The following is a 23373-nucleotide window of genomic DNA, read 5'->3' as shown; positions in this document are numbered from 1 at the left end:
ACCCCACCTAGGCGATGATCTCCGCGAAGGAGACCTTCCCTCGCGCGACCTGCTTCTTCACTGCCGAGATCAACTCGTTCTGGCCACGCCGCGCGGCCCGGAGCTGCTCCTCGCGCGAGACGAACGACATGTTGGCGCGGATGGCGTTCTGCATCGTCGGCGCGAGCCGCGTGATGAAGCTCTCCTGCCACGCGGGCTGCTGTACCGAGGACCAGCCGGCGAGCCCCCGGACGTCGACGTCGAGCAGCAGGTCTCTCTGGAGCTCGTCGGGCAGCTTGAGCAGCATGTCGCCGTAGAGGATGTCCTGGTACCAGAGCGGCAGCGTCCCGCCGGAGCGGCCCTGCGCCCGCGTGAACAGCGCGCCGCGCTCGGAGGACTCGACCAGCGGCAACAGCACCGAGAGCGCCCCGGCGGCGTCGAACTGGCGGCCCCGGTCCAGGATGCCCTGGGCCGGAGGCGCCGGGGGAAGCGGCTTCCCCGCGCGCGCGGCGTCGAGCACCTCGAACAGGTGGACCGTCTCCTCCTTCGAGATGCGGTTGGACGTGAGCAGCTCGTTGGCGATCCGCACCCGCAGCTCAGGCGGCATGATCCGCACCACGTCCTGCTGGCAGTCGGTGGGCACGTGCCCGAACAGCAGCGCCCCATGACGGGGCGACAGGCTCTCGATCAGGTGCGCCACGCCGTTGGAGCCGAACTCCTCGCGCAGGCTGCGGTACACCTCGGCGTCCGCCTGGGCCATCAGCGTGGAGGAGATGGCGTGCTGGTTCAGCAAGCGGAAGAACTCCGCGTCCGAGATCAGCGCCTTCTCGTCCACCGTCTTCAGATACCCGGCGAACTCCACCTTGCGGACGGCGAGCTCACCGTCCGAGGTGAAGGCCAGGGACAGCCGATCGCCGAACACGAAGATGGCCTTGGCCAGCAGCTCGAACTCGCCGGCCTTCAGCCAGTCGCGCAGCAGCTCCACCACCATGCCCTCGTCCTTGGCCAGCTCGGCCTGGGCGATCCGCTCGTTCCACAGCTGCTGCTGGGCCATGACGAACGCGGTCTCCGCGTCCCCCTTGGCAAGTGCCGGGTCCACCCCGTCTGGAGACGGCACCTGGGCATTCGGAGGCGTTCCGGCCTCCGGCGCCTTGCCGAGCGAACCCGCCGCGAGCTGTGCCGCCAGCGCCTTCTCCTCGAGTGTCTCTCGCCCAAGGCGGCGCAGGCCCCAGATGATGGTCAGCGCCGCGATCGTCAGCATGATCATCGCGATCATCCACGAGAAGTGCGGAAGCAGGCTGACCCAGAGCTCCCGCAGCGCGACGTCGGCTTGCCACGTCACCGGCGGTGGCGGCTCCACCGGCTTCTCCTCCACCACCGGCTCTGGCGCCGGCGGCTTCGGGGGCTCGGGCGGAGGAGGGGACTCGCGCAGTCCCGGAGAGATCGGCTGGAGGATCTGCCGGCCGACCTTCACCTTGAGCCAACCCTTCGACAGCCGCTGCTCGAGGCGCCGGACCAGGGCCTGGACGTCCTGGGTGGGGACCGACTTCTCGTGGGTGAACTCGCACTGCGCCTGCGTCAGGTACTCCTGCGGCGGCACGCTGCCGGGGCCTTCGGTCTGGCCGAGCCCGGGCAACGAGCTGCTGCGCGGCATGTCAACGGTGACGTGGTCGCGGTAGACACAGCCCTTGGAGAAGCAGCGCTCGGGGGCGCAGTCCTGGGCCAGCGCGAGATCGAACTGGCTCTCGAGCGTGCGCAGCTCCAGGAGGACGGGCGCGGGGACATGGCCCTGTGGCACCGGTGTCGGCGCTTCAGGGAGGCTGGTGCCGGCAGGGGGGGGGTCTGGGCCTCCGCCACGGCGCTCAACGCGACCCAGGCGACGAGGACGGCGAAGCGTCTCATCAGTAGATCCTCACGACGACACGGCGGTGCCGGGCCAGGCGCTCGTCGTCACTCAGGCCCTTCAGCAGTTGCTCGGGGAGCGGCTTCGTCTCGGCGTAGCCCTCGACGCGGATGCGCGAGCGGTTGATCCCCACTTCCTCCAGCCGCTGCCGCACCACGATGGCGCGCGCGCTGGAGAGCTCCCAGTTGCTCGCGAACAGTCCACCGCTCACGATCGGTGTCGAGTCGGTGTGCCCCTCGACGGCGAAGTTGTACTGCGATGAGTACGGCGTGAGCTCCTTCAACATCGACGCCACGGTCTCGTCGAACTCCGGCCGGATCTTCGCCTTCCCCGAGTCGAACACGAGCCCCGAGTTGAGGGACACCTCCAACCCCGCCTCCGTCACCGTGGTGGTCACGAGGTTCTGCAGGTTCTTGGCGGCGATCTGCGCCTCGAGCTCCTTGCGGATCGACTCCAGGCTCGCCGGACTCTGCTTGCCGGAGATGCTCTGGGCGATCTGCTGCATCTTCATCTTGTTGAGGTTCGCCGCGGTCAGCAGCACCACGAAGAACAGCAGCAGGTTGGTGATCAGATCGGCATAGCTGAGTAGCCAGCTCTCCTCATGCCCCGCTTTCCGTCTTTGCATGGCTCACCTTCACCGTTCGCCGCGGGAGACGATCTCGTTGACGCTCTTCTCGCACCGCTCGAGCAACCCCAGGCGGTCGTCGAGCAGCCCGTTGAGGTAGGTGCCGATCGGTCCGGCCACGCCGGCGCCGAACGCCACGCCGTACAGGGTCGCGAGCAGGGCCAGCGACATCGCCGCGCCGATGTTGAGGTTCTCCGAGCTCATGTTGCGGAAGAGCTGGATCATGCCGGTGATGGTGCCGACCATGCCGAACGCCGGCCCCAACTTGGCGAGCATCTCCCAGTTGTGGATCGCCGGCTGCCACCGGCTGATCTCCTCGTGCCGCAGCTCGGTGAAGGTCTTGCTGCTGGAGGCGTCGGTCGCCCGGTTCAGGATCAACTCCAGCATCTGCTTCACCGCGGGGAAGCGGCTGTTCCCCGCCAGATCGACCGCCTGGCTGCGCTTGCCGTCACGCCACAGCGCGGACAGTTGCTCGCGCTCGGCCTCCATCGCCCGGGTGGTCCGGCCGAACAACGCCAGTCCGGGGATCAGCTCACGCAGGCACAGGAAGGTGCGCCACACGGTGGTGTGGCTGGAGCTCACCAGCACCGCCGAGCACGACCCGACCAACACCATCACCATCGCGTGGGCGTCGAACGCGGAGATGACCGCATCGCTGCGATCCTTGAACCCGTACCAGATGATGAAGCCCAACAACATGAACCCGATGATCTGCACGACGTGCTTCTCCTGTTACTGCTGGCGCTGGAGCTCTTCGAGCTTCTTGCGAACGCCCGGTTCACTCTCGATGGCTTCGACCTGCTCGTAGATTTCGATGGCCTTCTCGCGCTCCCCCATCATCAGGAGGAGCGAGCCCTTGGCCCGAAGGAACTCGGGGTGCGACTTGTAGCGTGCCAACACGGTTTCACACCACTCGAGGGCCAGGTGGTAGTTGCCCTCGCGGGTGGCCTGCTCCATCAAGGTGCGTGCGCGGGTGATGCTCACCTCCGCCGCCGCCTCGTCGATGCGCAGGCCGCGCGCCCGGTAGGCCTCGATGAGCGCCTTGTCCGCCGTGGAGGGCGGCGGTGGCACCACCCGGCTGGCGGGAATGGTCTTCACGTCGCCGTTGCCCGCGCCGTGTTCGATGACGATGCGCTGACCCGTGCCCAGCATGGGCACGTCCACCTCGGTCATCAGATTGCCATCGTTCCAGCGGACCTTCATCACCGTGGTCGAGCCGAAGCCGAAGGGCCGCACCAACGTCCCTTCCTCCTTGAGCGCCTCGGGCTTCTTCGGTGGCGGCTCGACCAGGTAATAGGTGTAGTTCCGCGTCGCGCAAGCGGAGGCCAGGATCGGCAGCAGGATGAGCAGGAATCGATTCATGGCAGGAAGGGCAGGGCGGTGATGTTCAGGAGGGAGATCCCAATGCCGATTCTCCCGTTGGTGGACGCGGTGAACGTGACGCCGTAGTTCGAGCTGGCGATCGGCACCCGCAGTACGAAGACGCCGGTCAGCAGCGGGTCGAGGACCTGGGTTGGTGTGCCGCTGATGCCGCTGGCGATGGCCGTGGGGACGCTCAGCAGGATCTTCCCGCCGACCATGAGGTTCATCGCGTTGGGGATGACGCGGTAGTAGGAGCCACCCACGCCCACCAGCGGGTCATAGATGGAGACGGACAAGCCGGCGAGGTTCGCGTTGGTGTCGCCCCACTGCTCCGTCCAATCCAGGGAGACGTGCTGGCCGGGGTACATCGTCACGTCGAGGAACGTGTGGGTGAGGCTGTCTCCGCGCGCGCGCCGCTCCAGCTCCTCGGTGAGGGTGAAGTTGCGGCGGGTTCGGGCCATCTCGGTGAGCCCCGGATCGAAGTTCTGCACGAACACGATGCGGCTGTTGTGCAGATCGATGATGCGCAACGAAACGCCCTCGGGTGTCTCGTCGAGCCAGATCGCCACCCGGGCCGGCGGGGCCTTTCCACGGGCGTTCTCGTCCAGCCGGATGATCTCCGCCGAGCCCAGGGCGGTCGTGAACTGCTCGAGCCGTCCCTCCTCCACGTACAGGCGCGACGCCATGCACGCCTCGCAGGAGCGGAGCGCGGCGGAGCCGAACACGCGAACCAGGGTCTGCAACGCAGCGGCCGGGAACCAGGCTCTCGACTCCTCGAAAGCCGGCGAGACGCTCACCACCATGGCGGGAGTCACGTCCTTCAACGTGATTCCTCCCTCCTCCAGGCGCAGGGTGAGGGTCTCCTCCACCCGTGCGAGCGCCTCGCGCGAGGTGTCACGCTGGGCGAGGGCCACGGCCGGCAGCAACGCGGCGAGGAGTGCGAGTTGCCTAAAAAGCAAACGACACCTCCGCGCCCACCGTGTGGAACTTCAGGATGTTGAGCAGGTTCAGGTGGGTACCGATCGAGGGCGCGTTGTCGAGCGCTGGCGCGGACTCGAGGAAGACCGAAGCCGCGATGCGATTCCCGACGCGCAGCTCGAGCCCGATCGGAAACGCGGCGAAGGTGGCGTGGGGCTCGACGAGCAGCGACGGGATGTCGGAGAGGACATCCTCCAGGTTCAGCACCTCGCTCCGGAACACCCGCGCCCCCTGCCCGTGGATGGATATCACGGAGCCGCCCAGGAAGACGTAGAGATCCGGCTGGGTGAGCGAGGCGACCGAGCCGGTGAGCAGGCGGGAAATGCGCGCCTGCCCCATGAAGCCCGTGTGCAGCTGGGGCATCCAGGTGACGCCCACCGAGAAGGTGCCGGTCCAGGCCCGCGCCTGGGTGAGCGCCACCTCGGCCCCGGCCTGGAGCCAGATGAAGGGCATCGCCGCGATCGGGCCCGCGGTAGGGGATTGGGCGTAGCTCCGCACCGCGACGCGCACTGGCACGCTGACCGGGCCGCGGCCCTGGAGGGCGTCGAGGTATTCCTTCCGCGCCTCGGCCGCGCTCTTGAGCTGGTCTCCCGAGCGCAGCAGCGCCGGCGACGACGTGGAGGTCGTGAGGGTCTTCGCGTGGATGATCGGAAGCGCCGGCTCCAGCGAGGTGATACGGGCGCGCAGCACCAGCGCGCTGCCTTCCGCCTCGAAGTCGAGGAAGATCGCATGGCGCGCACCGGAGAGCGCACCCGCGGTGGCCAGGGCTTCCGGCTGGTCCACGCCGCGAGAGACGATCGTTCCCTTCGCGCCCGAGTGCACCACCACCGCGGTGCACTGCGGGCAGTGCGCCAGGGTCAGCCGGGTGCGCGGGTTCTTCACCACCAGCTCGGCGAAGTGGTTCTCGATCAGCGCCGCCAGTCCACTGCCGAAGCCCACCGGCACGGTGACGTCGGCGAGCACCACCGGCGTTTCCAGCTCGAAGACCGGCTGCCGCGTCCAGCCGTAGACGAGCTCGTCGAGCAGGTCGTACGCCTGGAGCTGGATCTGCCCCGCCACCTCCGCGCGGAGCTTCTCCATCTGCGCCCGCTGCGCCTCGGCGATCTCCGGGGCCACCTCCGCCCACGACGACGAGGAGACCAACGCGAGCGTGAGTGCGAGAAGCGCCGGCCTCATCGCAGCCATCTCCACTCTCCATTCAGACACAGTCCGGCGTGGAGCTGCGTCTCCCGTTCGTCGATCAGCATGATCCCCAGGAACGCGTCGTTCTCGCCGAGCGCGCGTTGAGCGAAGTAGCGCTTGCACGCCAGCGGATAGGCATCCTTCGGCGCCATCCGGCCGAGCACCACGATGTCGCCAGCGGCGAGGACCGGAACCTTGTCGGAGACCCGGCGTCCCTGCTCGGCGAGCTCGGTGCGCGCCGCCACGGAGATCTTCGCCGCCACCTCGGGCTGGGGATAGAAGGCGTCGACGTGCCAGGTGAGCTTGCCCGGCCCCAGCGCGCTGGCGACCTCGGCGATCTCTCCCACCGACTCACGCAGCGAATCGAGGATGAGCTCGTCGCGCTCCGGCCGCTCTCCATTGCGCATGATGCGCCGCGTGCAGACGAGCGCCTCGGATTCCTGGTTCGCCAGGCGCGCGAGCGGCGCGGGGATCTCCCCCGGGTGGAGCTCATGCGCCCGCTGCTGGCTCATGCGCGAGCAATCGAGGTTCCGTGCCTCCGACTTGTCGTGCCAGATGCCAGGCGCGGGATCGTACGGGCGCCCCTCGGACACCGAGAGCTGCACCAGGAGGAAGACCAGCAGGGTTTCCATTACGGCACCGCCCCCGTCTGGCGTGGGTTGCTCCCGCTCTGGGGACGGGGCTCGAATGAGCGCAGCACGTCGGCGCGGACCCGCGCGTTGAAGGCGAGCTGGCTCAGCTGTGCGTAGAAGTCGCGCGAAAAGTCCTTTGCCGCCGCGTCGCCCGTGATCTCCTCCTCCGGCGGGCGCACGACGGCGTCGAGCACCCAGTTCACGCCCCATACGCCGGCGCCGAAGTACTCGATGAAGCGCGCCTTCAGGCTGTCGGACGCGAGCAGGAACCCGCTCGAGTCGCGAATGGTCACGTCCTGCGCGACGCTGTACTCCGTGTAGGCCGGCACGATCGTGAGCGTGAGGACCGTGAGGGCCCACAGCGGGCCGCTGCTCTCCTTGTGGAGGAGCCGCGACGACAGATTGACGACCAGGTCGGGCGGGGTGCCTTCCTGGAGGTTCCGCGACGATCTGCCGTTGCGGGGCACGTCGGTTTCGACCCTCGCGCCCTGGTTCCGGAACAGCGAGCCGACCTTGCGGCAGAGGAGGTCGGCGTCGCTCGCCTCGATGTAGTCCCCCGGGACGCAGCGCACGAGCAGGCGCATGCCCTCGAAGTTCGCGAGCTGCGGATCGACGATCGCCGGGCGCTGCAATGCGCTGAGCGGCTGGTACACGGTGGTGGTGACGCAGCCGGACAGCAGCGCACCGCACAGCAGTACCCAGCCCGCGTCCCTCACCCTGCGCCCGAATTTCACAGCACGACGTGTCATGTGGTCGGCGACTTTATGCAACTGTTGCGCCGACGCCTATAGGCGGGAGAACGAGGCGGGTTGTGCACTCCGGGAGCGGGGATCCGCGACACGGATGTCGCGACCCGCGCATTGACAGGATTGCTCGTGAAAATTACACATGCGGACCGTAAAAAGCCGCAAACCCCCATCTCCGCGAGAAACCAACATCATGAAGAATCGCAAGCTCAACGCGCTCTCCACCGTGACGGCGTTGTTCGCCGGTCTGGCGACCCTCCACGGCTTGCCCGCCGCCGCCGCTGAAGTCGAGTCCGCGCCGGAGGTGTCACCAGAGCTGCTCACCGCGATGCGCCGGGACCTGAACATCGACGAGGAGCAGCTGCGGCGCCGGTTGGTATTCGAGGCGAAGGCGCCGTCCCTCGAGAAGGGCCTGAGCGCGCAGCTGGGAGAGCGCTTTGGCGGAGCCTGGCTGAACGAGGATGGCACCCAGCTCATCGTCGGTGTCACGGATGAGGCCAGCGCCGCTCGCGTCCGCCGCGCCGGAGCCGAGCCGCTGCTCGTCAAGCACAGCAAGGCGAGGCTGGAGCAGGTCCAGGCGGAGCTGGACCGCAACGCCCACAACGCTCCCGCCTCGGTCCACTCCTGGTACGTGGATGTCGCCACCAACAGTGTCGTCGTGCGGGCGGAGAGCGGCACGAGCCTGATGGCCTCGCGCGCCCAGTCGTTCGCCGCCCTGAGCAGCGGCGCGCGGGATGGGGTGATTCGCGTGGAGCACTCCACCCAGGCCCCGCGCCCGGCCTACGACCTGCGCGGCGGAGAGATCTACTACTTCGGCACGGGGGCCGGTGGCTCCTATGGTGTCTGCTCGGTGGGCTTCTCGGTGTACGGCGGCTTCGTCACCGCGGGCCACTGCGGCGGGGCGGGCACCCCCACGCTGGGCAGCAACTGGCAGGCCATGGGTACCATCCGGGGGTCGGTCTTCCCCGGTGCTGACTACGGATGGGTGGCGACCAATAGCTCGTGGACGCCGCAGCCCTGGGTGTACAACTACAACAACGCGCACGTCCTCGTTCAGGGCGCCAACGTGGCCGGCATCGGCGCGTCCATCTGCCGCTCCGGCAACACGACCGGCTGGCGGTGTGGAACGCTCCAGGCCACGAACGTCACCGTCAACTACTCCAATGGGCCCGTCCATGGCCTGTCCAAGACCAACGCGTGCGCCGATCCCGGTGACTCGGGTGGCTCGGTCCTCTCCGGCAATCAGGCGCAGGGCGTGACCTCGGGCATCGCGGGTGGCTGCGCCAACGGCAATCCTCCCCAGACGTTCTTCCAGCCCCTCCAGCCCATCCTCAACGCCTACGGCCTCACGCTCGTCACGAGCGGTGGCGGCAGCGGCGGCAGGTCGTTCGTCTCGCGCATGAACGGCAAGTGCATCGACGTGCCCAACTCGAACTTCTCCGATGGTGTCCAGGTGCAGATGTGGACGTGCAATGGCACCAACGCCCAGAAGTTCACCTTCGATGGACGCAAGGTGCGGATCGCCGACAAGTGCCTGGACGTCTCCGGCGCGTCAACGGCCAACGGAACGCGCATCCAGATCGCCAACTGCAACACCAGCCCCGCCCAGGACTTCGTGCTGAGCGGAGCGGGTGACCTGGTGAGCTACCTGGCCAACAAGTGCGTGGACATCGAGGGCTACAACGCGAACGACGGCGCGAAGCTGAGCATCTACGAGTGCCACGGCGGTTCGAACCAGAAGTGGGACTACCGCTAGCGGGTTGCGCTGGCCTCGGGCAGCGGGAAGGCCTCCCAACCGGGAGGCCACTCCACGCGCTCATAGGTGAAGTGATGCGGATCGTCCGACGGCCAGGGTGACTCGAGCGGCTCCTCCACCAGCTCGAAGACGCCATGGTCGAAGGGCAACCCCGTGCCGGGCGCGGTGCGGATGACGCGCTCGCGCACACCGCTCTCGGCCAGCCGGAGCGAGCGGTGGTGGCAGTAGGGGTTGTTCCCCCGCCGGTTGAAGAGCACATGCGCCCGCTGTGAGCACCCACCCCGGCAGGCCTCGGCGTAGCGGCAGCTCGCGCAGTGGCCCCACAGGTGCGCGAAGCCCTCGGGCGTACCGGCGTCGGCGTTGAAGGTGAGCTCGCGCGTCTCCAGGATGTCGGCCAGGGGCTGCTGGCGGATGTTGCCGCCGACGAACTCGGACGGCAGGGTGGGGCACGCCTTGATGCCGCCATCCGCGTGGATGCCCAGCACGGACAGGCCCGCCTTGCAGCCCGCCCACACCTTGGCCCCACTGGAGGAGAAGAGGATGTCGTCGTACGGGCCGAAGTAGCCCACGTCGTTGCCAGGGACCAATGACAGCCGGGACTCCTCGCGGACCCGCAGGGCGACGCGGGCGAGCATCCGGTAGAGGTCCGGCAGCTCCGCGGGCTGCAGCAGCATCCACGCGTTGTCCGTCCCGTTGCCCATGGGGCCGGTGAGCTGGACCTGCCAGGCGCGGATGCCGGCGTCCCGCAGGCGCTCGTACAGCACGGGCAGCTCGGGGGCGGACAGGCGGTTGACCTGCGTGTTCGAGCTGATGGGGATACCCGCCGCGCGCAAGTGGCCCAGCGTTTCGAAGCAGAAGCGGAACGAGCCCTTGCGGCCACGGATTCTGTCGTGCGTGGCCTCCAGGCCGTCCACGGAGACGGAGACGTGCGCGATGCCCGCCTCCTTCATCCGCCGCGCCGTTTCGCGCGAGAGGCCATAGCCTCCCGTCGTCATGGTGCAGAGCATCCCGTGGTCCGAGATGGCCCGAGCGATGTCGAGCCAGTCGGGACGCAGGAACGCCTCGCCGCCCTCGATGGTGACTTCCTGGATGCCCACCTCGGCGAGCTGGCGCACCAGGTCGAGCGCCTCCTCGCGGGAGAGCTCATTCTTGCGGCTGTCTCCCGCCCGCGAACCGCAGTGGCCGCAGGCGAGGTTGCACTTGAGGGTGAGCTCCCACACGGCATAGGCCGTGCGGGTCTGGACGGTGGGCTGAGGCATGAGCCGGGGGCGGGGACAGCGAGGGAGCAGGTCAGCTACGGAAGCTGGAACTTGGGATTCTTGATGATGTCTTCATCCGGGGGCGGCAGGCCGTAGTCGGCGCTGCCTCCGCGGATCTGCTCGAGCGCCTTCTCATCCAGCTCCAGCACCTGGCGGGTGCGCTCGTTCTGACGCTCGATGACCTGCGTGCGCGGGAACTTCTTCTCGACCTTCTTCATGGGCGGTCCTTTCGCGAGTGGACGTTCGAGGATAAGGCCTCCTGATGGTCGAGAGCAATCCAGAAACTCACGAAGGCCCGGTGGCGCCCCGTCGTGGGCGGGGCGCGTGCGGTCAGGCCAGGTCGAAGAGCAGGGCCTCGAGCGGCTCGGAGGCGGAGAGCACCAGCTGGGACTCCTCGGATACGGCCACGCCGTCTCCGGCCTTCAGCTCCACGCCGTTGAGCGTGCCCTTGCCCCGTGCCAGCTGAACCCAGGCGTGGCGGCCCGGAGCCAGCGTGTACTCGGCCTGCTCGCCCTGGCCCAGCAGCGTGCTGTGCAGCAGCACGTCCTGGTGCACGGTGAGGCTTCCGTCGCGGGCGTCGGGGCTGGCCACCACGCGCCAGTGGCCCTGGCGCTCGGACTCGGAGAAGGCCTTCTGCTCATAGCCGGGCCTCAGTCCTCGCTGCTTGGGGAGGATCCAGATCTGCAGGAAGTGCAGCTCCTCGTTGGCGCCGTTCATCTCGCTGTGCTGCACGCCGGTGCCCGCCGTCATGCGCTGCACCTCGCCGGTGCGCAGCAGTCCCTCGCCGCCCGTGCTGTCCCGGTGCGCGATGGCGCCGCTGAGCGGGTAGGTGATGATCTCCATGTCCCGGTGCGAGTGCGTGTCGAAGCCGTCGCCCGCCGTGACGCGGTCCTCGTTGATGACGCGCAGGGCGCGGAAGCCCATGAAGTCCGGGTCGTAATAGCCCCCGAACGAGAACGTATGGTGGGAGTCCAGCCAGCCGTGGTTGGCATGTCCGCGCGTTTCAGAGGGTCGAACGATCATCATGGGGTGCTCCTTTTCTCTCGTTGAGTTCTCTCGTTGAGACACCTCCAAGATGACCGCGAGACTGTTGCCGCACCAGACGTGAATCCTGGAAGGACTGTTCCACCCATGGGACAAAGTCCCGCGGGGGAGAACAGCCGCGGAGGGGAGCGAGCACTCAATGGGCGTGAGGCGCCGAGGAGACCACCGGACTCGTGTGCCCGGTGCCTGACTGGTGCAGGGCCTCGCGGTTCTTGAAGAGGATGAAGGCGCCCATCACCACGAGGAGGATCGAGAAGGCCCGCTTGAGGGCCGCCTGTGACACGAAGTGGGTCGCCCAGGTGCCCGCGAGGATTCCCGCCACCGCGATGGCCGTGAAGAGTCCCAGGTACATCCAGGGCACGTCCACGTGGCCGAGGTAGCCGGCGAAACCCACGAAGGAGTTGAGGGCGATGACGAGCAGGCTGGTGCCCACCGCCTGCTTCATGGGCAGGCCCACCAGGAGCACCAGCGCCGGCACGATGAGGAAGCCGCCGCCCACGCCCACCAGTCCCGTGAGGCCCCCCACGCCGAGCGCGGCCGCGGCCATGACCGGGAAGGAGGCCTTGTGGGGAGGTGGGGGGGGAGGCTGCTTCCTCGCGGCCATTGCGGAACATGAAGAAGGCCGCCACGAGCATCACCGTGGCGAAGAGCAGGAGCTGCGCCGTGCCCGAGATGAAGACGGACAGGCGGGCCCCCGCGTACGTGCCCGCCATCGCCACCGCCCCGAAGACGACGGCCTCGCGCAACTGGAGGTTGCCCTTGCGCCAGTGGCCCAGGGCACCAAAGAGGCTGGTGACTCCCACCACCGCCAACCCCATGGCGATGGACTCCTTGGCTCCGAAGCCCAGGACGTACACGAGGATGGGAACGGTGAGGATGGAGCCGCCCCCGCCGAGCAGGCCGAGGGACAGTCCGATGAGCATCGCGAGGGAGAAGCCGAGCAGGAGCATGGTGTCCGTTTCCGTGCGAGCTCAGCGGGCCGCGGATGTCTCGCGCACGGCGAGCATTCCGCCCGCCAGGTTGTAGAGGTGGGTGAAGCCCCGTTGAGCGAGCGCCTGCGCGGCCCTCGCGGAGCGACCGCCCGAGCGGCAGATGAGCAGCAGCGGTTGTTCGCGGGGCCAGGAGGCGGACGCCGCCTCCAGCGTGCCCAGCGGGATGAGCTCCGTCCCGGGCAGGTGGCCCAGGGGGCCGGTGTACTCATCTGGCTCGCGCACGTCGATGCGGCGCACCCGGGGGCCGAGCGCCTCGAGCTGGGTGGGGGTGATGTCCTGGTAGGGAAGCGATGCCATGGCCGGGTCTCCAGAGAGAGGGCAGGGGATTCAGGCCCCTTGGGGGACGGGCACCGTGGTCCCGCAGGCGCGGTTGGCCGGGACGGCGATGTCGATCTTCCGGGGCTTGGGCAGGTGGAGGTTCTCCATGATGTGGATGAACTCCTCACGGCTCTTGCCAGCCAGGCGCGGGTTGTGGCGCTTCTCCTCGGCGATGCTCGTCACCGTGTGGCCCTTGTAGTCGTGGCCGGGGTAGACGAGCGTCTCGTCCGGCAGGTTGAAGAGGACGCGGGTGAGGCTGTCGTAGAGCTGGCTCGCGTTGCCGTTCTGGAAGTCGGTGCGGCCGTTGCCTCGCACGAGCAGGGCGTCGCCGGTGAAGACGCGGTCGCCGAGGAGGTAGCTGACGCTGTCGTTCGTATGTCCCGGAGTGGCGAGCACCTGGAAGACGAGCTGTCCGACGCGCACCTCGTCCCCATGGCGCGCCTGGAGGTTGATGCAGGGGGCTCCTCCCTCCCCGCCCACCACCGTGCACTGCGTGCGTTCGCGCAACACGCCCGACGCGGTGACGTGGTCGGCGTGCACGTGGGTATCGAAGACGTGGGTGAGGGTGAGGCCCAGCTCGCTCACCAGCCGCAGGTCGCGATCCACCTGCTCGAGCACGGGATCGATGAGGACCGCCTGGCGCGTGGCGTCGTCACCGATGAGGTAGGTATAGGTCGAGGACTCGGTATCGAAGAGTTGACGGAAGATCATGTCGGGGTCTCCTGTCCGTGAGAGCCCGGGGCCGGGAAAAAGGATTCAGGCCTCGTTGTGAGCAGCCGGGAGAGCAGGGGGCCGCCCTCCCGTCTCATGGAGGTGTAGATTCCCGGTGAATCCTTTTCTGGGGAATCTGGCTCTCACAGGACATGACTTCTTCTTCCTTCCTCCTTCCTCTCCTGGGCGGGGCGCTCCTCGGACTGAGCGCGTCGCTCCTGCTTCTGGCCAACGGCCGGGTGGCGGGCATCAGCGGTGTGGTGGGTTCGCTGCTGGCCCCTGTTCGCGGAGACATCGCCTGGCGCGTGCTCTTCTTCGCGGGGCTGCTCACCGGTGGCCTGCTGTTGGCGTGGCTTCGTCCCGGCTCCTTCGCGGCTCCGGGGCCCCTGAGCGCGAGCGGGGTCTCGCTGCTGGTGGTGGCCGGGCTGCTGGTGGGCTTCGGCTCGCGGCTGGGAAACGGCTGCACCAGTGGGCATGGCGTCTGCGGCATCAGCCGAGGCTCCGTCCGCTCCATCGCGGCCACGCTCACCTTCATGGCCACGGGTGTCCTCACCGTCTTCCTGGCCCGCCACGTCTTCTGAACGGAGCTTCCCTTGCGTCCTCTTCTCAGCGCGTTTCTCAGCGGTCTCCTCTTCGCCCTCGGACTGGGCATCAGCGGCATGACGGACCCGGCCAACGTCCTCGGCTTCCTCGATATCGCGGGAGATTGGGACTTCCGGCTCATGTTCGTGATGGGGGGGGCCATCGCCGTGCATGCGGCACTGCGGCCTTTCATCCTCGAGCGGGAGCGGCCCCTGTTCGCCGCGAAATTCCCTTCCTTCCCCGTCAGCCGGGTGGACTCGAAGCTCCTCGTGGGAGCGGCCCTCTTCGGGGTGGGCTGGGGGCTCGGCGGCTATTGTCCTGGCCCCGTGCTCACCGCGCTCTCCAGCGGCGCGCCCCAGGTGCTCGTCTTCGTGCCCGCCATGTTCGCCGGCATGTTCCTCGCCCAGTTGTTACAAACGCGGCGGAGCGAGCGCGCGGGGACTCCGCTCCCGGACACGATGCCTTCACGGCCTCCGGAATCAGTTGGAGCCGCCCCCTGACGCGAGGCATCCTGGCCGTCTGGTGTTCCCCGGCGGGGAGCGCGAGGAGGCGACCGGGAGATGTCGACGCGAACCGATGCGCAGTTGATGGAGGCCGCTCGCTCGGGTGACGACAAGGCCGTGGACGAGCTCCTCGCCCGGCACGAGAAGCAGGTGTACCGCTTCGGCCTGCGCATGTGCGGCTCGGAGGAGGACGCCAAGGAGGTGCTCCAGGAGACGCTGCTCGCGGCCTTCCGAGGCATCCACGCGTTCCGGGGCGACGCGCAGCTGTCCACGTGGCTGTTCCAGGTAGCTCGCACGCACTGCTTCCGCCTGCGCCGCCGCCGAGCCGGAGCCCCCGAGGAGTTCCAACCCCTGGATTCTCCCGCGGCGACCCAGGTGGCCGCGGAAGAGGCGGCTCCGGACATGGTCTCCCATGCCCGGCAGATGGGAGAGGTGTTGCAGGCGGCCATCCTCGCGTTGCCCGAGGCCCAGCGCGAGGTGCTCATCCTCCGGGATGTGGAGGGCCTCACGGCCGAGGAGGCGGCGCAGGTGGTGGGAATCGAGGTGCGAGCGCTCAAGAGCCGGTTGCACCGCGCGCGGCTCCAACTGCGCGAGCACCTCTCCACGCTGATGGGCGAGGGCGCCCAGGACGAGGCCCGCGGATGCCCTGAGCTGGCGCAGGAGCTCTCGGAGTTCGCGGCGCAGGAGGTGGACCAGGCCACGTGCGTACGCCTCGAGGACCATCTGTCGCGGTGCCCACGCTGTGCCGAGGCGTGCGACTCGCTCAAACGCACGGTGTCCCTGTGCCGGCGCATCCCGGGGGACGAAGTGCCCGCGCCGGTGCGCGCGGCGGTGCGCCAGGCGTTGTCTCGGACGCTCGAGGCCGGGAGCCCGGGAGACGGGAATACTTGACGATGGCGGCCCTGGCCTCCACCCGTTAAGCAGGGCGCTCCTTCTCCGTCCGACCCTCCCGACCCGACAGCATGAGAACCACCCACCGTCCCCTGACCACCGTTGCCCTGGCCTTGAGTCTCTTCATGGCGGCGCTGGAGATGACCGTCGTCTCCACCGCCATGCCCACGGTGGTCGGTGAGCTGGGCGGGTTGCGGAGCTACGCCTGGGTCTTCACCGCGTACATGCTCGCCTCCACCGTGACGGTGCCCATCTACGGGAAGCTGGCGGACCTCTATGGGCGCAAGCCCGTGTTGCTCTTCGGCATCGGCCTGTTCCTCGCGGGCTCCGTTCTCAGCGGGCTGTCCACGTCGATGAACATGTTGATCGCCTTCCGCACGTTGCAGGGGCTGGGCGCGGGAGCGATGCAGCCCGTTTCGCTCACCATCATCGGGGACATCTACACGCTGGAGCAGCGCGCGAAGGTGCAGGGCGTCTTCAGCGGGGTGTGGGGGCTCGCGGGGCTGGTGGGTCCGCTCACCGGTGGCCTCATCGTGAAGTACCTCACCTGGCACTGGGTCTTCTTCATCAACGTTCCGGTGGGGCTGGGCGCCTTCGCGCTGCTGGTGTTCTTCTTCCACGAGCAGGTGCAGCACAAGCCGCTGAAGCTGGACTACGCGGGGGCGGTGCTGCTCTCGGCCGGCGTGGTGGCGCTGCTCTTCGGGGTGCAGGGAATCGGCCGCAACCTGCCGGAGCTGATGTTGGGGGCCGTGCTGCTCGCCGCCTTCGTGTGGGTGGAGCGCAAGGTCGCCGAGCCCATCATCCCCATGACCATCTTCAAGAACCCGGCCATCACCATCTCCGCGGTGGCGGGGGCGCTCTTCTCGGCGGCGATGTTCGGGGCCACCACCTACGTGCCGCTGTACGTGCAGGGCGTGCTGGGCGGCTCGGCCACGCTGGCTGGTGGGATGATCACCCCGATGATCGTCGGCTGGCCCGTGGCGAGTCTCTTCGCGGGGCGGTTGTTGCTCAAGACGGGCTTCCGTCCGCTCATCGTCGGAGGGCTGGGGCTGTCGGTGATTGGCACGGGGGTGATGGCGTTGCTGCTCAAGCCGGAGTCCTCGCTGCTGATTCCGGAGCTGGCGATGGCGTTGTTCGGCATCGGCCTGGGCTTCACGGCCACCTCGCTGCTCATCGCGGTGCAGACCAGCGTGGGCTGGGAGCTGCGCGGGGTGGCGACGGCGAGCCACATGTTCTTCCGCACCATCGGCGGGGCGCTCGGGGTGGGGTTGATGGGCGGCGTGGTGGTCTCCCAGCTCATGAAGGATCCGACCGTCCCCCTGGAGGCCGCCAACGAGCTGCTCGGCCCCGAGCACGGCCGCGGCCTGTCTCCGGCCTTGTTCCAGACGCTGAGCGGGGCGCTCGGAACGGGGCTGACGATCAACTTCTGGATCATCTGCGCCGCCACCGTGGCCGCCTTCGCCGCGGGGCTCTTCTTCCCCAAGGTGAAGCGGGACGTGGCGGTCCCCTCCACCGACGTGGCGGCGCCTCACTGAGCTTCGAAATGGGCTCGGAATGAGGGGCCGCGATGAAAAGGGGCACCGTGTTTCCACGGTGCCCCTTCGTGCTTCCGGAGAGCTCCAGGCTTCTACGTCACGGCGCGGGCGCGGGAGCGATGGTCTCGGGCTCCGCGCTGCTCCGCTTCGCCGCACCCCGGAGCTGCTGCATCAGCACGTACAGGCCGGGGATGAAGACGAAGTTGACGATGGTGGACACGAGCATTCCGCCGAAGACGGCCGTGCCCAGCGAGTTGCGCGCGGCGGCACCGGCGCCCGAGGCCGTCATGAGCGGCACCACGCCCAGCAGGAAGGCGATGGACGTCATGAGGATGGGGCGCAGACGCACCTCGGCGGCCTCGACCACCGCGTCGATGGCGCTCTTGCCGCCCTCGCGCAGCTGCTCGGCGAACTCCACGATGAGGATGGCGTTCTTGCTGGCCAGACCCACCAGCATCACCAGTCCGATCTGGCAGAAGACGTCATTGGCGTAGCCACGCGCCAGCTGTAGTCCCAGCGCGCCCATGACGGCCAGCGGCACCGAGAGGATGATGACGAAGGGCAGGGTGAAGCTCTCGTACTGGGCCGCGAGCACCAGGAACACGAACAGCAGGCCCAGGGCGAAGATGATCAACGTCTGACCACCGCTCTCCTTCTGCTCGAGGCTGATGCCCGTCCACTCCGAGCTCATGCCCTGGGGCAGCACCTGCGACGCCAGCTGCTCCATGGACTCCAGCGCCTGGCCGGAGGAGACGCCCGGAGCGGCCTGCCCGTTGATCTCCACGGCGCGGAAGAGGTTGTAGTGCCGGATGACCTGGGCGGAGGCCGTGGGCGTCACCTTCACCAGCGACTCCAGGGGAATCATCGCGCCGGTGTCGGTGCGCGTGTAGAAGGCCCCGATGTCCGAGGGGTTGTCGCGGAACTGCTGCTCGGCCTGGACGTAGACGCGGTAGGTGCGGTTCGCGTAGTTGAAGTCGTTGACGTACTGGCTGCCCATGTACAGCTGCATGGTGCCGAAGATCTGCTCGATGGGCACACCGAGCGCCTTGGCCTTCTGGCGATCCACCTCCACGTCCAGCAGCGGCGTGTCCGCGTTGAAGGAGGTGAAGACGCCGCGCAGGCGGCTGTCCTGGTTGCCGTTGGCCACCAGCTCCTGGGCGGTCGAGGCCAGCTGATCCAACGAGATGCTGCCTCCGACGTCCTCGATGATGAACTGGAAGCCGCCCACGCTGCCCACGCCACGGATGGCGGGGGGCTGCAGGGGCATCACCCGGGCTCCACCGATGGCGGCGAGCGGTCCGCGCAGCCGCTCCACGAGCGCGGCCACGGACTGATTCGGGTTGGGCCGCTTCTCCCAGGGCAGCAGGGGGATGAAGATGGTGGCGTAGTTGGGGCCGGTGCCCTGGAAGGAGAACCCGCCGATGGCGAAGATGGTGACCACCTCGGGCTGGGCCTTGAGGATCTGCTCCGCCTCGGCCAGCACCTTCTCCGTCTGGGCGAGCGACATGCCCTCGGGACCCTGCACGGAGATGATGAGGTAGCCCTGATCCTCGTCGGGGATGAAGCCGGTGGGCGCCGAGCGGAACAGCAGCACCGTTCCCGCGATGCACAGGAGGAACGCCACGAGGATGACGATGGGGTGCTCGAGCAGCGAGCGCAGGCCCCGGCCGTAGACGGCCTTCGTCCAGTCGAGCGCCTTGTCCATCCAGCGGAAGAAGATCCACTTCTCCCCGTGGTGGTGCTTGAGCAGGCGGGCGCTCAGGGCGGGCGTCAGGGTGAGGGCGCAGAAGGTGGACAGGGCCACCGACGCGGCGATGGTGAGCGCGAACTGACGGTAGATGGCGCCCGTGGTGCCGGGGAAGAGGGCCACGGGGATGAACACCGCCACCAGCACGATGGAGATGGCCACCACCGCGCCGGACACCTCCTTCATGCCCTCGCGCGCCGCCTGCATGGCGGTCAGGTGCTTCTCCACCATCAATCGCTCGATGTTCTCGATGACGACGATGGCGTCGTCCACCACGAGGCCCGTGGCCAATGTCAGGCCGAACAGGGTGAGCGTGTTGATGGAGAAGCCCATCAGGTAGACGAAGGCGAAGGTGCCCACCAGCGAGACGGGGAGGGTGATGGCGGTGATGAGCACGCTGCGCCAGCCGTGCAGGAAGAGGAAGATGACGAGGATGACGAGCGCGATGGCCTCCACCAGGGTGTGCACCACCTCGTTGACGGAGGCGCGCACCGCGAGCGTGGTGTCGTTGCCCGGCTTGTACTCGAGCCCCGGGGGGAACTGCTGGGCGAGCCGGTCCATCTCCTTGATGACGCCGTCACGCACGTCGAGCGCGTTGGCGGTGGGGAGCTGGAAGATGGCGAGGCCCACGCCCGTGCGCCCGTTGAAGCGCAGCAGCGTGCCGTAGCTCTCCGCGCCCAGCTCCACGCGGGCCACGTCCTTGACGCGCACGAGCTTCCCGTCGGTGCTGTTGCGCTGGAGGACGATCTCCCCGAACTCCTCGGGCTCGACGAGCCGGCCGCGCGCGCGCACGGCGAGCTGATAGGGCTGCTCGTCGGCGGAGGGCGGCTGGCCCACCTGGCCGGCGGCCACCTGGAGGTTCTGCTCCTGCAGGGCGCGCACCACGTCCTGGGGGGTGAGTTGGCGGCGCGCCAGCTCGGTGGGATCCAACCACAGGCGCATGGAGAACTTGCGCTCGCCGAAGATGCGCACCTCGCCCACGCCGCGCACGCGCTTGATGGCGTCCTTGAGGTTCACGTCGGCGTAGTTGCTGAGGAACTTGGCGTCGTAGCGGTTGTCCGGGCTGGACAGACCGAGCGTCAGCAACATCTGGCTGGAGGCCTTGTTGACGACGATGCCCGTCTGGTTCACCTGGGCGGGCAGGCGCGAGGCGGCGCGGCTCACGCGGTTCTGCACGTCCACGGCCGCCACCTCGATGTCGCGCGTGGGCTCGAAGGTGACGGTGATCTGACTGGTGCCGTCGTTGCTGCTGGTGGAGGTGATGTAGCGCATGCCCTCCACGCCGTTGAGCTCCTGCTCGATCGGAATGGTGACGGCGCTCTCCACGACCTCGGCGCTCGCGCCCACGTAGGTGCTGGTGACGGTCACCTGGGGCGGAGCGAGATCCGGATACTGCGCGATGGGCAGGGTGGGGATGGCGATCAACCCCACCAGCGTCAGCAGGATGGAGCAGACCGCGGCGAAGACGGGCCTGCGGATGAAGAAATCGACGAACATGTCAGCGGCTGCCCCCGGCGGCTCCTCCACCGCCTTCCGAACCCTGCGTGACGGCCCTGGCGGGCGGGGGCTTCACCTTCACCGGCGCGCCGTGACGCAGCGCCTGCAGCGAGGTGACGGCCACCTGCTCACCCTCCTTCAGTCCACCCTCCACCACGTAGGCCATCTCCCCGAGCGCCCCGAGCGTCACCGGGCGGCGCTCCACCACCATCTGGCCTTCCTTCTCCGCCACCACGAGGGCGAAGGGCTGGCCGCTCTGGCGCACCACCGCGAGCGCGGGCAATTGCAGCGCCTGGCGGGTGGAGTAGACGAGCCGCGCGCGCACCAGCTCACTGGGGCGCAGGCCCACGGTGTTGCGGAAGGCCGCCTTCACCTCGACGAGCTGGGTGCGCGGATCGGCCTGCGGGGCCACGAAGAAGATGGGGCTGGAGATGAGCACCTTGCCCTGGGAGTCGAGCACCTCGAGCGGCGTCTCGGGCCGCAGCGAGCGGGCGCGCTCGGACGGCACGGCCACGCTCACCTCGAGCACATCCGCCTGGGCCACGCTCGTCAGGGGCGTGGTGGCGCTCACGAAGTCGCCCACGCGGGCCAGCACGTCGCCCACGGTGCCGGCGAAGGGAGCGCGCACGGTGTTGAACTGCAACTGCACCTCGCGCTGGGCCTCCGTGGCGGCGGCGGCGCGCGTGTTGGCCTCCAGCGCGTCCACCTGGGCCCGGGCCTGCTCCAGCTCCTGGGCGCTCGCCAACCCCTCCTTGTAGAGGGACTCGAGGCGGGCGCGCGTGCGGCGGGCCTGCTCCAGGTTCACCTCGGAGGAGGTGCGCTGGGCGCGGGCCGTCTCGAGCGCCGCCGTCTCCTCGCGGGCGTCCACGTCGATGAGCGGGGCGCCGGCCTCCACCTTCTGGCCCGGACGCACGTGGATGCGGCGCACGTAGCCGGCCACCTGCGGCAGCACGTTGACGCTCTGCCGCGACAGCAGGCTGCCGAGGTACTCGCTCGTGTCGCGCACCTCGCTGGGGGCCAGCTGCACCACCTCGACTTCACGGGGTGGGGGAGGGGCCTTGGCCGCCGGCTTGCCACCGCAGCCCACCACTCCCGCCGCGAGGGCGGCACCCCACACTCCCACTGCCAGCGCCTTCAGGGGGCGTACCCTTCTCACCAGTCGCACCGGGCCTCCGTCAGAAATGCGTCCAGGCGCGCCTGGACAAGCTCGAATTCACGCAGGGCCAACGCCAGCTCCGCCTGACGCAGGGCCGCCCCGCTCTGTACCAGTTCCAGGCTGCTGCCGCGGCCGACCTCGAACGCTCGCCGGGTGAGCTGATCCGTCCTCGCGGACAGCTCGCGCGCCTCGGTCGCCGTCTTCACCAGCGACTCGGCCACCTCCACGCTCCGCCGGGCGCGCGCCACCTCCACCTCCACGTCGCGCCGGGTCCGCTCGAGCGTCTCGGCCGCCTGCCGCTCCAAACCCGCGCGCTCGCGGACGATTCCCGCCCGTCCGCCACCCTCCCAGATGGGCACCGACAGGACGGCGGCGATGCTCCAGGTGGCCACCCGTCCGGGGCCGGGATCCGTGGTGAAGGCGTTGATGTTGCTGTTGATGCCGAGCGTGGGCAGGTAGCCGGCGGACGCCTGACGCGTGCTCTCGCGGGCCGAATCCACCTGGGCGCGCGCGGCCTCGAGATCCGGCCGATCACCCAGGGCCTTCAGCGGCGTGCAGGTGGCCCGGGTTTGATCCACCAAGCCCTGCAGTTGGAAGGACGGGTTCACTCCCACCTCCTGGGGCAGGCCCAGGGACAGGCCGAGCGCCTCGCGGGCGCGGCGCAACTGCTCGTCACCGGAGATGAGCGACTGCCGGGCCACCTCCACGTCCTGGCGCACGCGCACCACATCCAACTGGGTACCCGCGCCCAGCTCCAGCGAGCGCTGGGCGAGCGCGGCGCGCTCCAGGGCCCGGCGCAGGCCCACGCGGTTGATCTCCGCGGCGCGCTCGGCGGCCACGGTGGCCACCAGGGCGCGCGCCAGCCCCAGGGTGAGGCGGCGCTGCACGTCCTGGAGGTTCGCCTGGGCACTGTTCTCGGCCGCCGAGGCCGACGACAGCCCGCGCCAGGCACCGATGTCCACGACTGACTGCGTCAACGACACGGAGCCACTCGCGAGCGGCACGGTGGGCCGGAGGCTCGACGTCCCCCCCGTCTGTGCGGCGATCGGGATGCCCGTGATGCCCACGGCGAGGCCGGGGTTGAGCAGATCCATGGCCACTCCCGCCGACACGCGGCCATTGGGCAGGAGCGTGGCCAGGGCCTGGCGCCAGCGGCCCTCGGCGCGCTGGACGTTGGCCTCCGCGCTCCGGAGATCCGTGGAGCGCTCACGCACCAGCCCGAGCGCCTCTTCCCAGTTGCCCACCTGTCTGGAAGCGGGCTGGGCCGGGGTGAGCATCGGATCGTCCACCTGCGGCTGGAAGGGGGCGGGGCGGGCAGGAGCGGATCCTGATCGGCCAGGGCGGGGCCCGCGGTGAGCACCAGGAGGAGGAGGGCGATACGAGAGGTCATGCCAGGGGGGAACCAGGGAAAATCGGGTGTCGCGTACTGTCCGGCTGCCCCTATAACGGCCGGTTCATTCGGTGTCATTGACAATCGTTGTATACAACAATCATTGTATTCTTAGGTTAAATGACCCTCGCGGAGCAAATAGGAGCCCTTCGGCGAACCGCCTACCGCCTGCTTACCCGCCGGCTGAGCGTGAGGTCGCGCCGTCCCCTCACGCAGCTGCTGGCGGTGAAGTTCATCGCCATGCGTGGCGTGCGGACCCAGGCCGAGCTGGCCGAGCGGTTGCTGGTGGATGCGCCCGCGGTGAGCCGGCTGGTGGATCGGCTGGAAGAGGAAGGGCTGGTGAAGCGCTGTGCCGGGGAGGATCGCCGGTGCGTGAAGCTCCAGGCGACCGACGCGGGCCGGGTGGCGATGGAGGCGTTGGAAGAGGCGACGCGTTCGTTGGATGAGGACGCGGCCCGGATTCTGACGGAGCCGGAGCTGGTGGAGCTGAATCGCCTGCTGGAGAAGCTGCTGGAGGGCTGGTCCCAGGTCGCCGCCCAGCCCGGTGAGGGCGAGTCCCAGAGTTGATGCCCGAGGGTGGGGCTC

At 68.7% G+C, this 23373-nt stretch carries 22 protein-coding genes and 1 pseudogene; 6 read left to right on the top strand and 17 right to left on the bottom strand.

From position 1 onward, the window contains the following. Window positions 1–7 precede the first annotated feature (7 nt). The 8 genes from Q664_RS02405 to Q664_RS02370 form a co-directional block, all read right to left on the bottom strand. The gene (locus tag Q664_RS02405; RefSeq protein WP_043389455.1) at window positions 8–1777 is read right to left on the bottom strand and encodes a magnesium and cobalt transport protein CorA; all 1770 of its coding nucleotides are present in this window, start codon (window positions 1775–1777) and stop codon (window positions 8–10) included. 103 nt (window positions 1778–1880) lie between these two features. After that, window positions 1881–2507 carry an OmpA/MotB family protein gene (locus Q664_RS02400; RefSeq protein WP_052517573.1) on the bottom strand — a complete coding sequence of 209 codons (627 nt, stop codon included), beginning with the start codon at window positions 2505–2507 and terminating at the stop codon, window positions 1881–1883. A 9-nt stretch (window positions 2508–2516) separates the two neighbouring features. Then, a complete protein-coding gene (locus tag Q664_RS51455; protein WP_052517572.1) occupies window positions 2517–3224 on the bottom strand; it encodes a MotA/TolQ/ExbB proton channel family protein in 708 nt (235 codons plus the stop codon). A gap of 15 nt (window positions 3225–3239) precedes the next feature. Next, window positions 3240–3869, bottom strand: a complete 630-nt coding sequence (locus Q664_RS02390; RefSeq protein ID WP_043389451.1) for a tetratricopeptide repeat protein — start codon at window positions 3867–3869, stop codon at window positions 3240–3242. Beyond that, window positions 3866–4828: a hypothetical protein gene (locus Q664_RS02385; RefSeq protein WP_152621862.1), complete on the bottom strand. Its 963-nt coding sequence runs from the start codon at window positions 4826–4828 to the stop codon at window positions 3866–3868. The genes Q664_RS02390 and Q664_RS02385 overlap by 4 nt, the downstream gene beginning before the upstream one ends. Further along, window positions 4818–6023, bottom strand: coding sequence for a hypothetical protein (locus Q664_RS02380; protein ID WP_043389446.1), 1206 nt, complete (start codon window positions 6021–6023; stop codon window positions 4818–4820). The genes Q664_RS02385 and Q664_RS02380 overlap by 11 nt, the downstream gene beginning before the upstream one ends. Then, window positions 6020–6661 carry a hypothetical protein gene (locus tag Q664_RS02375; RefSeq protein ID WP_043389443.1) on the bottom strand — a complete coding sequence of 214 codons (642 nt, stop codon included), beginning with the start codon at window positions 6659–6661 and terminating at the stop codon, window positions 6020–6022. The genes Q664_RS02380 and Q664_RS02375 overlap by 4 nt, the downstream gene beginning before the upstream one ends. Then, on the bottom strand, window positions 6661–7410 hold the full coding sequence (locus Q664_RS02370) for a hypothetical protein (RefSeq protein WP_152621861.1): 750 nt from the start codon (window positions 7408–7410) through the stop codon (window positions 6661–6663). The genes Q664_RS02375 and Q664_RS02370 overlap by 1 nt, the downstream gene beginning before the upstream one ends. Before the next feature lie 190 nt (window positions 7411–7600). On the opposite strand from Q664_RS02370, the gene Q664_RS02365 reads away from it, so the two are divergent. After that, window positions 7601–9163 carry an RICIN domain-containing protein gene (locus Q664_RS02365; RefSeq protein WP_043389437.1) on the top strand — a complete coding sequence of 521 codons (1563 nt, stop codon included), beginning with the start codon at window positions 7601–7603 and terminating at the stop codon, window positions 9161–9163. Here the strand turns inward: Q664_RS02365 and Q664_RS02360 are convergent. The 6 genes and pseudogenes from Q664_RS02360 to Q664_RS02335 form a co-directional block, all read right to left on the bottom strand. Beyond that, window positions 9160–10422, bottom strand: a complete 1263-nt coding sequence (locus tag Q664_RS02360; RefSeq protein WP_043389434.1) for a radical SAM/SPASM domain-containing protein — start codon at window positions 10420–10422, stop codon at window positions 9160–9162. The genes Q664_RS02365 and Q664_RS02360 overlap by 4 nt on opposite strands. A 35-nt stretch (window positions 10423–10457) precedes the next feature. Beyond that, window positions 10458–10640, bottom strand: coding sequence for a hypothetical protein (locus Q664_RS02355; protein WP_043389430.1), 183 nt, complete (start codon window positions 10638–10640; stop codon window positions 10458–10460). Between the two features lie 112 nt (window positions 10641–10752). Continuing rightward, entirely contained in the window at window positions 10753–11448 is a 696-nt protein-coding gene (locus Q664_RS02350) for a pirin family protein (protein WP_043389427.1), read from the bottom strand. Between the two features lie 154 nt (window positions 11449–11602). Further along, window positions 11603–12389 (bottom strand): annotated as a pseudogene (locus Q664_RS02345) (sulfite exporter TauE/SafE family protein). Between the two features lie 48 nt (window positions 12390–12437). Continuing rightward, complete coding sequence (locus Q664_RS02340) at window positions 12438–12755, bottom strand: rhodanese-like domain-containing protein (RefSeq protein ID WP_043389424.1); 318 nt, start codon at window positions 12753–12755, stop codon at window positions 12438–12440. A 30-nt stretch (window positions 12756–12785) separates the two neighbouring features. Further along, entirely contained in the window at window positions 12786–13487 is a 702-nt protein-coding gene (locus Q664_RS02335; protein ID WP_043389420.1) for an MBL fold metallo-hydrolase, read from the bottom strand. Between the two features lie 152 nt (window positions 13488–13639). Between Q664_RS02335 and Q664_RS02330 the strand changes: the two genes are divergently transcribed. The 4 genes from Q664_RS02330 (at window position 13640) to Q664_RS02315 (ending at window position 16998) form a co-directional block, all read left to right on the top strand. Further along, window positions 13640–14068: a YeeE/YedE family protein gene (locus tag Q664_RS02330; RefSeq protein WP_043389417.1), complete on the top strand. Its 429-nt coding sequence runs from the start codon at window positions 13640–13642 to the stop codon at window positions 14066–14068. Between the two features lie 12 nt (window positions 14069–14080). After that, a complete protein-coding gene (locus Q664_RS02325; protein ID WP_152621860.1) occupies window positions 14081–14569 on the top strand; it encodes a DUF6691 family protein in 489 nt (162 codons plus the stop codon). 60 nt (window positions 14570–14629) lie between these two features. Beyond that, window positions 14630–15463, top strand: a complete 834-nt coding sequence (locus Q664_RS02320) for a sigma-70 family RNA polymerase sigma factor (protein ID WP_043389415.1) — start codon at window positions 14630–14632, stop codon at window positions 15461–15463. 71 nt (window positions 15464–15534) lie between these two features. Further along, window positions 15535–16998 carry an MDR family MFS transporter gene (locus Q664_RS02315; protein ID WP_043389414.1) on the top strand — a complete coding sequence of 488 codons (1464 nt, stop codon included), beginning with the start codon at window positions 15535–15537 and terminating at the stop codon, window positions 16996–16998. 97 nt (window positions 16999–17095) lie between these two features. Here Q664_RS02315 and Q664_RS02310 read toward each other — a convergent pair whose 3' ends face one another. Genes Q664_RS02310 through Q664_RS02300 form a run of 3 tightly spaced genes read right to left on the bottom strand, consistent with a single transcriptional unit; the run spans window position 17096 to window position 22675 of the window. Then, window positions 17096–20242 carry an efflux RND transporter permease subunit gene (locus tag Q664_RS02310; protein WP_043389406.1) on the bottom strand — a complete coding sequence of 1049 codons (3147 nt, stop codon included), beginning with the start codon at window positions 20240–20242 and terminating at the stop codon, window positions 17096–17098. 1 nt (window position 20243) lies between these two features. Continuing rightward, on the bottom strand, window positions 20244–21398 hold the full coding sequence (locus tag Q664_RS02305) for an efflux RND transporter periplasmic adaptor subunit (protein ID WP_052517575.1): 1155 nt from the start codon (window positions 21396–21398) through the stop codon (window positions 20244–20246). After that, window positions 21395–22675, bottom strand: coding sequence for a TolC family protein (locus tag Q664_RS02300; RefSeq protein WP_043389405.1), 1281 nt, complete (start codon window positions 22673–22675; stop codon window positions 21395–21397). The genes Q664_RS02305 and Q664_RS02300 overlap by 4 nt, the downstream gene beginning before the upstream one ends. 302 nt (window positions 22676–22977) lie before the next feature. Between Q664_RS02300 and Q664_RS02295 the strand changes: the two genes are divergently transcribed. Next, window positions 22978–23355 (top strand): MarR family winged helix-turn-helix transcriptional regulator, encoded by a 378-nt coding sequence (locus tag Q664_RS02295; RefSeq protein ID WP_235216520.1) that lies wholly within the window; start codon window positions 22978–22980, stop codon window positions 23353–23355. Window positions 23356–23373: the final 18 nt, after the last annotated feature.

Origin of the sequence: Archangium violaceum Cb vi76, assembly GCF_000733295.1 — a bacterium.
In the GTDB taxonomy this organism is placed as follows: Bacteria; Myxococcota; Myxococcia; order Myxococcales; family Myxococcaceae; genus Archangium; species Archangium violaceum.
The sequence above is the reverse complement of the archived record's forward strand: the minus strand, read 5'-3'. Positions and strand labels throughout refer to the sequence as shown.